Annotated in this window: 10 protein-coding genes; 8 read left to right on the top strand and 2 right to left on the bottom strand. The window is 33.9% G+C overall.

Going from position 1 to position 13,900, the window contains the following annotated elements:
- Nucleotides 1-87: 87 nt before the first annotated feature.
- Both IGJ55_RS09740 and IGJ55_RS09735 read right to left on the bottom strand, forming a co-directional pair.
- A complete protein-coding gene (locus tag IGJ55_RS09740) occupies nucleotides 88-1,368 on the bottom strand; it encodes a murein hydrolase activator EnvC family protein (RefSeq protein ID WP_069639967.1) in 1,281 nt (426 codons plus the stop codon).
- Nucleotides 1,369-1,620: 252 nt separating this feature from the next.
- Complete coding sequence (locus tag IGJ55_RS09735; RefSeq protein ID WP_430606260.1) at nucleotides 1,621-2,433, bottom strand: helix-turn-helix domain-containing protein; 813 nt, start codon at nucleotides 2,431-2,433, stop codon at nucleotides 1,621-1,623.
- A gap of 316 nt (nucleotides 2,434-2,749) precedes the next feature.
- Between IGJ55_RS09735 and IGJ55_RS09730 the strand changes: the two genes are divergently transcribed.
- The 8 genes from IGJ55_RS09730 (at nucleotide 2,750) to nrdR (ending at nucleotide 13,896) form a co-directional block, all read left to right on the top strand.
- On the top strand, nucleotides 2,750-3,313 hold the full coding sequence (locus IGJ55_RS09730; RefSeq protein WP_069639969.1) for a hypothetical protein: 564 nt from the start codon (nucleotides 2,750-2,752) through the stop codon (nucleotides 3,311-3,313).
- Between the two features lie 186 nt (nucleotides 3,314-3,499).
- The gene (locus IGJ55_RS09725) at nucleotides 3,500-5,536 is read left to right on the top strand and encodes a heavy metal translocating P-type ATPase (protein ID WP_430608153.1); all 2,037 of its coding nucleotides are present in this window, start codon (nucleotides 3,500-3,502) and stop codon (nucleotides 5,534-5,536) included.
- A 108-nt stretch (nucleotides 5,537-5,644) separates the two neighbouring features.
- On the top strand, nucleotides 5,645-7,123 hold the full coding sequence (locus tag IGJ55_RS09720) for a helix-turn-helix domain-containing protein (protein ID WP_069639971.1): 1,479 nt from the start codon (nucleotides 5,645-5,647) through the stop codon (nucleotides 7,121-7,123).
- A gap of 60 nt (nucleotides 7,124-7,183) precedes the next feature.
- On the top strand, nucleotides 7,184-8,095 hold the full coding sequence (locus tag IGJ55_RS09715) for an aldo/keto reductase (RefSeq protein WP_430606259.1): 912 nt from the start codon (nucleotides 7,184-7,186) through the stop codon (nucleotides 8,093-8,095).
- 837 nt (nucleotides 8,096-8,932) lie between these two features.
- Nucleotides 8,933-11,578 carry a DNA polymerase I gene (gene polA / locus IGJ55_RS09710; RefSeq protein ID WP_430606258.1) on the top strand — a complete coding sequence of 882 codons (2,646 nt, stop codon included), beginning with the start codon at nucleotides 8,933-8,935 and terminating at the stop codon, nucleotides 11,576-11,578.
- Nucleotides 11,579-11,676: 98 nt separating this feature from the next.
- Entirely contained in the window at nucleotides 11,677-12,513 is an 837-nt protein-coding gene (gene mutM, locus IGJ55_RS09705) for a DNA-formamidopyrimidine glycosylase (RefSeq protein ID WP_430606257.1), read from the top strand.
- A gap of 3 nt (nucleotides 12,514-12,516) precedes the next feature.
- Nucleotides 12,517-13,110 (top strand): dephospho-CoA kinase, encoded by a 594-nt coding sequence (coaE, locus tag IGJ55_RS09700; RefSeq protein ID WP_430606255.1) that lies wholly within the window; start codon nucleotides 12,517-12,519, stop codon nucleotides 13,108-13,110.
- Nucleotides 13,111-13,410: 300 nt separating this feature from the next.
- Nucleotides 13,411-13,896: a transcriptional regulator NrdR gene (gene nrdR / locus IGJ55_RS09695; RefSeq protein ID WP_069639977.1), complete on the top strand. Its 486-nt coding sequence runs from the start codon at nucleotides 13,411-13,413 to the stop codon at nucleotides 13,894-13,896.
- Nucleotides 13,897-13,900: the final 4 nt, after the last annotated feature.

Here is a 13,900-nt window from a genome sequence, read left to right as displayed (position 1 = left end):
ATTGATAAAAGTGACGACTAGCTTGACTAGATGAAAAAAACGATAAGAAAGCAGAATCGCTCTGACTTTCTTATCGTTTCACATTATTTATAATCCAAGGAAGGGAGCCGGATTAACAAATCCACCCCATAAACTGGTTGAAATACTAAAGTGCAAATGAACTCCTGTAGAATTTCCAGTAGTGCCCATACCGCCTAATGTTTGACCAGCACTAACGTTTTGACCAGCGGCTACACTTAAGCTACTCATGTGTAAATAGTAAGAGTAGTAGCCATTATCATGTTTGATTACAACATGGTTGCCAGCCATACCACCATAATTTGCACTAACCACTTCACCAGATCGAGCGGCCATAATTGGCGTGCCACTTGCTCCGCCAAAATCAATACCATCATGGAATGAGCCAGAAATTCCGGTAGGGTCTTCACGACCACCAAATCCACTAGTAATGCTCATACTAGCTACAGGAGCAGACCAACCGCCAGAGGATACTGAAGGAGTAGGTACTTGTTGAGTATTATTCGTATTCGTCGTTGTATCGGGAACTGTAACAGCTTCTTCAGTTGTTTGTACAGGAGCCGATTGAACAGTTGGTTCGTCTCTTTTTGCTTGTTCGGCAGCTTGCTTTTCAGCAACAACTTTAGCCGCAGCTTCTTTTTTCTTTTCTTCAGCAATTGCTTTTAATTGGGCTTCTTTTCTTTTTACAGCTTCATCTTTTTGTTTGACAAATTTATCCTTTTCAGCTGTTTCAGTAGCAAGACTTGCAGCAATTTCGTTGATTTTTACGTTTTGCTCAAGCTTCGCTTCGGCCAAAGCAGTTTCTTTTTCTTCAAGTTCTTCTGTTTTCTTCTCAAGAGTTGTTAAGGTTTCAGTTAATGAAACTTTCAGCGTATCCAGTTCCTTTTTATCCTCTTTTTGAGCCGTTAAAATATCATTATTTGCTGTAACTAATGTATTCACAGCGATGGCTTTTGAAATAGCATCAGAAAAAGATTCAGCACTTAGTAACACAGTCAACATAGATTCTTGTTCATGGTTTGTTTGTGTTACTCTAGCTTGAGCTTGTAATTGCTCATTTCTTTTTTGAATTTTTGTTTCTAAATTCGCAATATCAGTATTTAACTGATTCATTTCTTTTTCATGCTTTTGTTTTTCAGAAAGAACAGCCTGATATTCTGTTTCGATCGTCGTAATCTCTTTTTCTAAAGTAGTTAGATAATCTTTTGCATCTTTTTCGGTCTTAATAATTTCGTCTATTTTCTTTGTTTGATTTTGGATTTTTTGATCGATATCTTCTGCTGATACGCTCATTGGTGCAGCGTGTACTAATAAAATAAATGACAGTGTAATCAGTAGTTTTTTCTTCAAGTGATGTTCCTCGCTTTTTTATTGATTATTTTAAACGTTTGACAGCTTAGATATTGTCTCCGTTCATCATCGTTTATGATACAAGACAAAGTATACCATATTTTTTAAGAATAATTAGGCTTAAACTATCAGATCAATCAAAAAAATGAAATTTAAAATATGGCAATAATGGTAACATCTAATTGTAATATGCGAAACTTACTATTAATAAGAAACAATAATTGTAATAGTTAAAAAAAGCTTATTTTCGTTTTAAATATTATAATCAGCATAAAATTCATCAAGTAAATAGATGAGTTCTTTTTTTACCTGAGCATATTTTTTTTTCACTGTTTTCTCAGTTAATAGTTTACCTTGCTTAGGTTTTTTAATAGAACTGTTATAATCAATGGATTTCATGGTGTGTTTCGTTCTATAAACTATATCGTTAGTGATAACTTCTGATAATAAAGCAAAAATTTGTGGAACCTCTGAAAAAAGTTTACATGATTCTGATCGTTTTAATAAATCAAAGACTAAAAATAAGACAGAAGCGTTAATCTCTTTTTGGTTAGAATGATACAATAATTCTTCGATCATTGGTAAAAAGTCTGTTCTATAACGATCGTTTTGTTCGATTCTGTAAAGTGTGGAATCTTCAGAAATAAGGGAGAATTGTTCGGAAAGTTCTGATTGATAATTTATTTCAAATAAATCTGGGAATAGCTCGTTTGCAGTAGTCAGTATCTTTAAATCTTGGCTATAGCTGATCTTCTTTTTTTTTAGTGAGTGTATTAATAGTTCAAGCTGTTCATTCTCAAGTTGATGTTGTAAATTCGCTTCACTCAATAATTGTTTCACATAATCTTTGAACGCTCCATAGCGAATCCAATCGATTGTTGTGTTGCCAAGAATCGCAATTTTTTCTAATCTTTCTGGTTTAGGTAGATTATTTCCTTTTTCCCAGTTATTTACTGTGCTGGCACTTGCATTTCCTACTAAATTAGCAAAAAGAGCCATTGAGTACTTATGTTGATCTCGAATTTCTTTGATTCTTTTCCCAGCTGCTTTTAAATCTATCTCCAAAATAATACCTCCTTGGTATGAATACTCTACGCTCTTCGTAAAGCTGACTAAAATTTCTTTCTTTTACTATATCATTATTTAAGAATAAATGTACCGTTTTTATTTCAATTTGTCGTTGCAATAAATCGTTTGGAGTGATATGATCTTTATACCGAAATATATTCAATTATTTTTCTTTGTTTTATAAAATGAGAGTGTAAGTAAATTTTACCACTAAGAAAATAAAAAAATAAGACCCAATAAATTTACTTTAGTCCATTAATTTCTTTTTTAAAAATACCGAAAAACATTCATTATTTAAGGAGGAGAAGTACACATGAAAAAAATAGCTAAAATTGAGGAGCAAAAAAATCATCTTTTATATCAATTCTTGGTTAGACTGAATAATGAGATTCCTTACCAAGAAAATAAAGAAAGAATGGAAGAGACGTGTATTCAACAGTACAAGCTACTAGTCAACATGTCGTTTAGCGCAAATGTTTTATATAAAGGCTTAGATTATGCAAGCCATGTATATAATCATGTGGCAAAGATCGAATATACACGATTATGCAAGATGATCATCAAAGAAGGCTTTGAGCAAAGTGCAACAGAAGACATACTAAAAAAGCTCAAAAAAACTCAAAATGAATTAGTTCGTCATTCTCCCATTACTAAAGAATCAGAAGGAATTGATATTTTTTATGGATTTACTGGTGGAAACCGTAAAAAATATAAAGCAAATCGAAAAGCAATCCAACAAATGTATAGTGAAATAAAACGAGAATCTGAAAAAAACGTGTATAAATATTTTAAGGAATCTTGTGTAAGAAAATATAGTAGGATTAAAGAAAAAAGAGATTATGCTATTTGGCTTTTTAAGAGTTATACTTGGCATTAATCAGAGTGACTTAATATAAAATACGCAAGAAATTTTTGTTTATATGAAATGAGTTACTTTATTTTTTCCAAATGCTAGATTGTGCTATGCTTAAAATGAGAGATTGGCTCTGACATAAATGAATTGAAAAGAAGGAAAGAAGGAATTTTAATGAAGAGGAACGATGAAGAACATAGTGATCATCAAATGCATAACTTGGAAAGTATGGATCACAGTACATTTGGGCATCAGTCGCATGAACATATGTCTAGTATGGATCATTCTATGCATATGGGGAATTTTAAACAAAAGTTCTGGTTTTCTTTAATTCTTGCTATACCGATTATTTTTATTTCACCAATGATGGGTGTGGATTTGTCTTTTCAGTTTACTTTCCCTGGTTCTGATTGGCTCGTCTTGGTTTTAGCATCAATTTTATTTTTTTATGGAGGGGAACCTTTTTTAAATGGTGCTAAGATGGAGCTGAAACAAAAAAGTCCAGCGATGATGACCTTGATCGCTATGGGTATTTCTGTCTCTTATTTTTATAGCGTGTACGCATTCATAATGAATAAGTTAATGCCGCAAAATCATGTGATGGATTTTTTCTGGGAGTTGGCCACCTTGATTGTTATTATGTTGTTGGGTCATTGGATCGAGATGAATGCTATTTCCAATGCAAGTGATGCTTTGCAAAAGATGGCTGAACTGTTACCTAACACAGTGAAACGATTAAACAAAGACGGCAACGAGGAAGAGGTGGCATTGCAGCAAGTAAAAGAAAATGATCATTTAGTAGTCCGGGCGGGCGATAAAATACCAGCTGATGGTGTGATCATTAACGGTCAAACATTAGTGGACGAATCAATGGTTACAGGTGAGTCAAAAACTGTGACAAAAAATAAAGAGGATAAGGTTATCGGAGGTTCGGTTAACGGAAGTGGAACAATTGAAATAAGAGTAACAGGAACTGGCGAAACAGGCTATCTTTCAAAAGTTATGGGGATGGTAAAAAAAGCTCAGAGCGAAAAATCAAAACTTGAATCGTTATCGGATCGAGTGGCAAAGTGGTTGTTCTATATAGCATTCGCTGCGGGACTGTTCGCATTTTTTACTTGGCTGATCATCGATAGAGATGTAAGCATTGCCTTTGAACGAATGGTGACGGTCCTTATTATTGCTTGTCCTCATGCGCTAGGTTTAGCTATTCCTTTGGTTGTGGCACGTTCCACTTCAATTGCAGCAAAACATGGATTATTATTGAAAAACCGTAATGCCCTTGAACAAGCAAATGACATTCAATATGTTATGTTAGATAAGACAGGAACACTGACTGAAGGCAAATTTACTGTAACTGGGGTTGAAATGCTCAGCAAAGAGATGACTACACAAAAGGCCCTAAAATTGATCGGTGCCTTGGAAAATAATGCGAATCACCCATTAGCGATAGGCATCATGAAGTATATAAAAGAACAAGGAATTATACCAGACAAGGCAGAGAACCTTCAAAGTATTTCCGGCATTGGTTTAACAGGGATGGTCAACGGACAATCCGTAAAAATTGTGAATGAAAAAGAAGTGGATCGATTAAATTTTACCTTTGACCGTTTATTAAAACAAAGCTATCAAGAACAGGGAAATACCTTAAGTTATTTGATTGTTGAGGAGCAACTTGTGGCGTTGATTGCATTAGGAGACGTGGTAAAATCAGAAGCAAAGCAATTTATTACTGAGTTAAAAATACAAGGAATCGTTCCTATAATGTTAACAGGTGATAATAAAAAAGCAGCAGAATCAGTCGCTCATTACCTAGGGATTGATGAATTTCATGGAGAGTTATTGCCAGAAGATAAGGAGAAAATCATTCAAACATATATAAGCGAAGGCAAAAAAGTAATGATGGTTGGAGACGGAATTAATGATGCACCAAGTTTAGTTAGAGCGACAATCGGTGTTGCGATTGGGGCGGGAACTGATGTTGCAATTGATTCAGCTGATGTAGTCTTGACAGATAGTGATCCAAAAGATATTCTCCGTTTCCTAGATTTAGCCAAACAAACACGACGCAAAATGATTCAAAATCTTTGGTGGGGCGCTGGTTATAATATTATTGCGATTCCACTAGCGGCAGGGATTCTAGCACCATGGGGAATAATACTAAACCCAGCAGTTGGAGCAATCTTGATGTCTCTGAGCACTGTAATAGTTGCAGCAAATGCTATGACTTTACGTATCCATAATTAAAAAAATGAAAAGTAATGAATAGTGCGTATATTTAATATGCCTATTCATTACTTTTTTTGTGAAAATGAGTGATAGAATAGAGGCTCATTTTTATAGCGGAGGTTTGGAATGGACTTTAAAGAAATCCTTGATTTTGAATCAATCAAGTTACTTAACCTGTTTAATGTACTCAAATCAAATGAGAATAGTTGTTCATTAAAACAACTTTCAAATGAAGTAGGAATCAATTCAAAAACGATCCAAAGATCATTGGTCAAATTACAAAAATTATTCAAACGATATCAATTGGATCAGCATTTAACCATTTGTGCTAATTCAAAAAAATATATTTACTTAAAAAAAGACAATGCACATTATGTAGAAACGTTTTTAGTTCGCTATTTAAGCAATCTACCTGAGATTGTTTTTCTGAAAGCAATTATCGAAGAGGAGAATATTTTAATGAAACAATTAGCAGAAAGATCGCTGATTGGTGAGTCAAGTATGAGAAAACGTATGAAAAAGATCAACGAGTGGCTTAAAAAATTTAATATTCAGTTGACACGAGGAACGTACGAATTTAAAGGAAATGAGGAACAGATAAGAGCGATGATTTTCCATTTTTACTGGTTTGTTTATCAAGGGACGGAAACGAAGTTTTTACTTAATGGGAAAAATCGAAGCAAATGCCTAACAGAACAATTCATTTTATTTTTTCAAATACAAATAAATGATCTTCAAAAAAAAGGTCTTTATCGAATGATTCAAATTGCAAGCTGGCGTTATCAAAAAGGGAACAAAGTTCAGATAAGAACTAACTGGAAGCAATATATTGAAAATAGTTCTATTTTCTTGAAATTTATGAAGGCAATGAGAATGGAACAAATGACGAAGCACTTGCCTTTTGAAGAATTAGCTTATTTGTATTTAATTTCTCAAGCATATTTTTTTCAGTACTATGAATCACGCATACAGGCCTATATTATTGAAGAGCATTATTTAAGGCAGACATCTTGTTTTTATAAAACATTGATTGCAGCACACAAATTTAGACGAGTCTTTTGGAATAATAATTTCACCTATTCAATGGAAAGCGTTAATGCATTTTTAGGATTCCATTTACATTATGAATTAGTTTCAAATATTTCATTTGAAAGGAATCAGCCAATTAAAGCTCTCCAAGAATGCTATCCTAGCTTTTCAAGTAAACTTGAAGAAGGGATAAGTGAGTTGGTAAAAGAGTCCCCGTGTTATCGCAATATACCAAAAGAATCTTTATTCCATCGGTATTTTATGATTTTAAGTTCTCGTATTCCACCTGTTTATAATGAGAAAAAAATTGTGGTCTGTTTGATGACGGATTTACCACTTGAAATCGAAACGCAACTAGGAAAGAGAATTAATACTTTTTTTCTTAACAAATTCAATTTAGCTGTTATTTATGCCAGAATTTCTAGAAACATCTCATACTCAGATATCATTTTAACAACAGTCCTTTGTCAGGAAGTGGAGCAAAAGTACAATTTACCAACCTTACTTATTGAGCCAGAATTTTCTGAGGAGGGATTTATTAAAATTGAAAAGATATTAAAAAAAGTTAGAAAATGAAACCCTTTCATAAAAATGTGTTAAACTAAAATAGTCAATATAATTTGAGGAGGTTTTCTAGTGAAAAAAATTCAATTTGGAACAAGCGATTTACAAGTAGCATCGGTTATTCTCGGCTGTATGAGAATGAATGGCGCTGAAAATCCTAGAGAGATTATAGAAACTGCATATGAAAATGGGATCGATTTTTTTGATCATGCAGATATTTATGGTGGAGGAGAATGCGAAACTATTTTTGGAAAAGCGTTGAAAGAAACATCGATTAAAAGAGAAGATATCATTATCCAGACAAAATGTGGTATTCGTAAAGGAATGTTCGACTTTTCCAAAGAGCATATCGTAGGGTCAGTTGAAAACAGTTTGAAGCGTTTAGATGTTGAGTATGTAGATGCCTTATTATTACACAGACCAGACACACTAGTAGAACCTGAAGAAGTTGCAGCAGCTTTTGACCAGTTAGAAGCACAAGGAAAAGTAAAATATTTTGGTGTTAGCAATCAAAAACCCATGCAAATCGATTTATTGAAAAAGACAGTGAAGCAGCCACTACTAGTGAATCAATTGCAATTTGGGATCAAACATACAGGAATGATTGATCAAGGAATCCATGTGAACATGACAGATGAACCAAGTACTGACAGAGATGGAAGTCTCTTAGATTATTCACGATTGAATCAGATGACAATTCAAGCATGGTCGCCTTATCAATATGGTTTCTTTGAAGGGGTATTCATTGGAAATGAGAAATTCTCAGAATTAAACAGCGTTTTAGATCGAATTGCGGCAAATCATAATTGCACAGCCACTGGCTTAGCTACTGCTTGGATTTTAAGACATCCTGCAAACATGCAAGTTATTGCTGGAAGTATGAATAAAGAGCGAATTAAAGAAATTGCAAAAGCTTCTGAGATTGTATTAAACAGAGAAGAATGGTATGAAATCTATTGTGCAGCTGGAAATATTTTACCTTGATGAGAATGTTTTTGAACAAATCAGCAGTTACTGATTCTGTTGAATAATAAAGAATTAAGATGATGGTCATTAAAAAAGTTACACTTTAGAAATGTTTCGTTCATATATTTTTCACATTTACCTTGTAGTATAAAGACATAGAAGAAAGAGACAATAGTTACAAAAAATCAATTTCATTTGTGTGAACTCCTAATTGACCCCCTCTGAGTGTGCAGAGAGGGTTTTCTTTTTGTTTTAATTACTAGTCTAAGGTATTTTATGATAAATTGTTAGCTTTAACCAAATGAAAGGAATCAAAAATAACAAGTCTATTCTAACTATTAAAGAAAGAAATATTACCTAACGTAATGTTTCATTTTTCTCACTTGCCATATACCAAAGGCAATGACTGTTGTCTCCACAAAGATACCAATTAAATCAGACACTGTTAGAGTCTTCTGTAAGAATATATTGATAATTATACACAAAAAAACGTAAATAAAATTACACTTGTTCGTCTTTGAGTTAAGTCTTGACCTAATTTTTTCAAAATTATTCCTTCTCTCCATTGTATTGAATCGTTATAGTCAAATACATTTTTTATTTTATCAAAGAAGCTAATGGAAGAAAAGAGCATTAAAAAATGTCCAACAGAGAGATTGACCTACTATAAAAATAAATTCAAGGCGATTAACTTAACTAAAATGTTCTTATTTTTAAAGTATTTAAGAGCGTGTTGCACTTAATTTAATAATTCTAATAGACTTTACGAACTTTAGTTCCTTCCTACTGCAAAGTTACCAAATTTTTGTTAGAATAGATAGGAAACCAGTTTGCTTAAGATGAGGAGATAAAAGAATGACAAAAAATAAATTATTATTAGTTGATGGAAACAGCGTGGCGTTTCGAGCATTTTTTGCTTTACACAATTCCTTAGAACGTTTTAAAAATAAAAATGGGTTACATACAAATGCGGTTTATGCGTTTAATAATATGTTTGAAAATGTTATGATAAAAGAAAAACCAACTCATGTTTTAGTCGCATTTGATGCAGGGAAAACCACATTTCGGACCGAATTTTACCCAGAATATAAAGCAGGACGTTCAAAAACACCTGGAGAATTTAAAGAGCAGATGCCTTACATTCGTGAATTGTTAACTGGTTTAGGTGTAAAATATTATGAATTAGATAATTATGAAGCAGATGACATCATTGGAACATTAGCGACTAAAGTACCTAAGGACCAATTTGATGTGGTCGTCTTATCAGGTGATCGAGATTTGACTCAGTTAGCAACAGATTCAGTAAAAGTAGATATTACGATCAAAGGTGTCAGTGATTTAGAATCCTATACACCAGAGCATGTAGCTGAAAAATATGATGGGTTGACCCCCAATCAAATTATCGATATGAAAGGTTTAGCCGGAGATACTTCAGATAATATCCCTGGGGTAACAAAAATTGGTGAAAAGACAGCTATTAAATTGTTAAAAGAATTCGGTTCAGTTGAGGGCGTTTATGAAAACATCGATAGCTTGAAGCAAAGCAAAATGAAAGAGAATTTGATTAACGACAAAGAACAAGCTTTTATGTCAAAGCGCTTAGCGACGATCAATATCGATTCTCCAGTTGAAATCAATATTGATGAACTAAAATATGAAGGAAAAGACTTAGAAAAATTGATTCCTTTCTATAAAGAAATGGAATTCAAACAAATGCTAAGCAAATTGAATGTTGAAGAAGAAGTAGTTGAGCTAGAAGATGTTCATTTTGATGTGGTAGATACATTCACAGAAGAAATGTTTACCGATGATATGGCCTTATATGTTGAAATGTTGGAAGATAATTACCATACTTCACCGATTGTAGGTGTTGCGTGGGGAACAAGGAACAAAGTATACACAACAAACAGTTTAGAATTATTTGAAAGCAAACCATTTGTTGATTGGCTGTTATCAGAAAAATATAAAAAAATAGTGTACGATGCAAAACGTACCTATGTGTCTCTTAACCGCTACGTTGGGAAACCTCAAGGTATTACGTTTGATGTCTTATTAGCTGCTTATTTATTAGATACAAATGATAACAATGCGGATATTGAGGGTGTAGCGCAGCACTATGGTTATACTGATATCCACTCGGATGAATCAGTTTATGGAAAAGGTGCGAAAAAAGGCTTACCAGAAGATGATGAGGCTTTTTTCAGCCATCTTGCACGGAAAGTCAACGCTATTCATTTTCTATCTGAAAAACTAGATGCAGAATTAGTTGAAAAGAATCAAGCTGATCTATTCTATAAAATGGAACTACCGCTCTCAAAAATATTGGGTGATATGGAAATCACAGGTATTCGTGTGGATGCGAATCGATTGAAAGAAATGCGTATCGAATTTTCAGATCGACTACGTGAAATCGAACAAAAAATATATGCAGAAGCTGGCGAAGAATTCAATTTGAATTCACCTAAACAATTGGGCGTGATTTTATTTGAAAAAATGGGTCTACCTGTTATTAAAAAAACAAAGACTGGCTATTCAACCGCAGTTGACGTGCTGGAACAATTAAAAGAGCAAGCACCGATCGTCGAAGATATTTTGGTCTATCGTCAAATCGCCAAAATCCAATCAACCTATGTTGAGGGGCTATTAAAAGTGATTCAACCTGATGACAAGATCCACACACGCTATGTTCAAACATTGACTCAAACAGGACGTTTGAGTTCAGTTGATCCTAACTTACAAAATATTCCAATCCGTTTAGAAGAAGGACGGAAAATTCGTCAAGCTTTTGTACCGAGAGAAAATGATTGGTTGATTTTTTCATCCGATTATTCTCAAATTGAACTACGTGTTTTAGCACACATTTCAGATGATCAACATTTGAAAGAAGCTTTTATTGAAGGTCAAGATATTCACTCTAGCACAGCTATGCGTGTTTTTGGTATTGAAAAACCGGAAGATGTAACACCGAATATGCGTCGCCAAGCAAAAGCTGTAAATTTTGGCATAGTTTACGGAATCAGTGATTATGGGTTGTCGCAAAACCTTGGTATTACTAGAAAGCAAGCACAAGAATATATTGATACGTATTTTGAAAAATATCCTGGTGTGAAAAAGTATATGGAAGCTATTGTTCGGGATGCTAAAGATAAAGGATTTGTAGAAACGTTATATAATCGCCGCCGTTATTTACCAGATATCAATTCACGTAATTTTAATTTACGTTCATTTGCGGAGCGGACAGCGATTAATACACCGATTCAGGGAAGTGCTGCGGATATTTTGAAAATTGCAATGATCAACATGCAAAAACGTTTGAAAGAAGAAAATATGCAAGCAACAATGCTATTGCAAGTACATGATGAACTTGTTTTTGAAGCACCTGAATCTGAGTTAGAAAAATTAAATGACTTAGTTAAAGATGTGATGGAAAATGCTGTTGCTTTACACGTACCGTTGCTAACGGATAGTAGTTGGGGCAAAACATGGTATGACGCTAAATAGATAAGGCAATAAAATAAGTGGAAAAGACTGACTAAACGACAATGTTAAAAACATTGCTGTGTTGGTTTCAGTCTTTTTTTCTAAAGGAGCGATGAAAGGTGCCTGAATTACCAGAAGTTGAAACAGTCAGAAAAGGGTTAGAAAAATTAGTCGTTGGAAAAACCATCAAAGAAGTAACTGTTTTATGGCCAAGGATCATCGAAACACCAGAAGTTGATGTTTTTGCACAACAATTGATCGGGCAAACAATTGAAAACATGGAGCGTCGTGGCAAGTTTTTGATTTTTAAATTAACAAACTATGATTTGGTCTCTCATTTGCGAATGGAAGGAAAGTATGAAACCCATGATCCGCAGAATGACCGAAATAAGCATACTCACGTTATTTTTACATTCACTGATGAAACAGAATTAAGATACTTAGATGTGCGTAAATTTGGTAGGATGACTTTAGTAGAAAAAAATCAAGCAGGGCTATATAAAGGGATTTTAGCTCTAGGTCCTGAGCCTGTCCCTTCTCAATTTAAATTATCAGAATTCCGCAGAGGTCTAAAGAAGCATCATAAGGCAATCAAGCCATTATTATTGGATCAGCGTCTAGTGACAGGGTTGGGCAATATTTATGTAGATGAGGCACTGTGGGAAGCGAAGATCCATCCTGAGCAGCCAGCAGACACCTTAAAAGCCAAAGAAATTGAGCGCTTATATCATGCGATCATTGACGTTCTCGGTCGTGCAGTTGAGGCTGGTGGAACAACAATTCGAAGCTATCTAAATGCTCTCGGAGAAGCTGGAACGTTTCAAATTTCTTTAAATGTTTACGGTCAAACAGAAAAGCCCTGCTCGAGATGTGGGACACCGATTAAAAAAATCAAGGTTGCTCAACGAGGAACGCATTTTTGTCCAAAATGTCAAACCTTGAAAGTGAGGAATTGATGGATGGGTCTGATATTAGGTTTAACTGGAGGTATTGCTACAGGGAAAAGTACGGTTGTTAATGTATTTAAAAATTTAGGTTTCCCCATCGTGGATGCGGATATTATAGCAAGAGAAGTTGTTGAGCCTGGAAGCATCGGACTGGCTGAGATTGTTTCGGTTTTTGGAACAAATATTATCAATTCTGATGGTTCATTAAACAGAAAAAAGCTAGGTGTACTTATATTTTCCGATGCACAAAAAAGAAAAATACTCAATAAAATTCTGTCTCCATGTATAAAAGAAAGAATCTTAGCTGAAATCGAATCAAAAAAAGATAAAGCATCGTTAATAATCGTTGATATACCATTACTTTATGAAGGCGGTTATGACAAATTTGTCGATCAAGTGGCTGTCGTGTATATTCCAGAAAAGCTCCAGTTACTTCGCTTGATGAAAAGAGATCATCTAAGTGAAAATGAAGCTTTGCAACGAATCCAAAGCCAATTATCGATTGAAGAAAAGAAAAAAAATGCGGATATTGTTTTTGATAATCAAGAAAATATTGAAAAAACAAAAAAGTTAATTGAAGCATGGGTTTCTGAAAAAAACTTTTAAGTAGATGATAAGTCCTCTATCTATTTTATGTTTTTTTTAAATAGCAGTAATTATAAAGCGATGAATAAATCTTATTGTCGCTTTTTTTGATTTTTTTAATAAAAAAAGAAAAATGAATATGTTTTATATTGGAATTTTCATTATTTATTCCAACTCTTTCTTTTTGAATACCAGGATTAAATGAGCATTAATTTCTCGTGGAACTATTACTAGATGTATGGCTTCTCAAGCATTTCATGTTATAATATAGATACGTAAATAATGTATATTATAAAATATAAGATAAACGAGGTGAACACTATGCGTTGTCCAAGATGTCATCATAATAATTCTCGAGTGATCGATAGTCGTCAAGCAGATGATGGACGTGCAATTCGTCGTCGCAGAGAATGTGAAAATTGCAATTACCGTTTTACAACCTTCGAACGAATTGAAGCGGCGCCATTGTTAGTCATCAAGAAAAATGGGGATCGAGAAGAATTTAATAGAGAGAAAGTTTTACGCGGATTGATTCGCTCTGCTGAAAAACGACCTGTTGCTATGGAACAAATGGAGCAAATCGTCGATAATGTTGAAAATCGAGTACGTAGTTTAGGTGAAAACGAAGTCTCAACGACGTTAGTCGGAGAATATGTTATGGAAGATTTAGTTAATCTAGATGAGATTGCTTATATTCGATTTGCCAGTGTTTACCGTCAGTTCAAAGATATGAGTGTATTCCTAAAAGAATTGCAGGATATCGTAGACAAAGCGAAATCATCAAGTGACGATGCAACAAATGAATAAGGAG

This window comes from Enterococcus sp. AZ170 (genome assembly GCF_050545135.1).
Lineage (GTDB): Bacteria > Bacillota > Bacilli > Lactobacillales > Enterococcaceae > Enterococcus_L > Enterococcus_L ureilyticus.
This window is presented reverse-complemented; position numbering and strand designations above follow the sequence as displayed.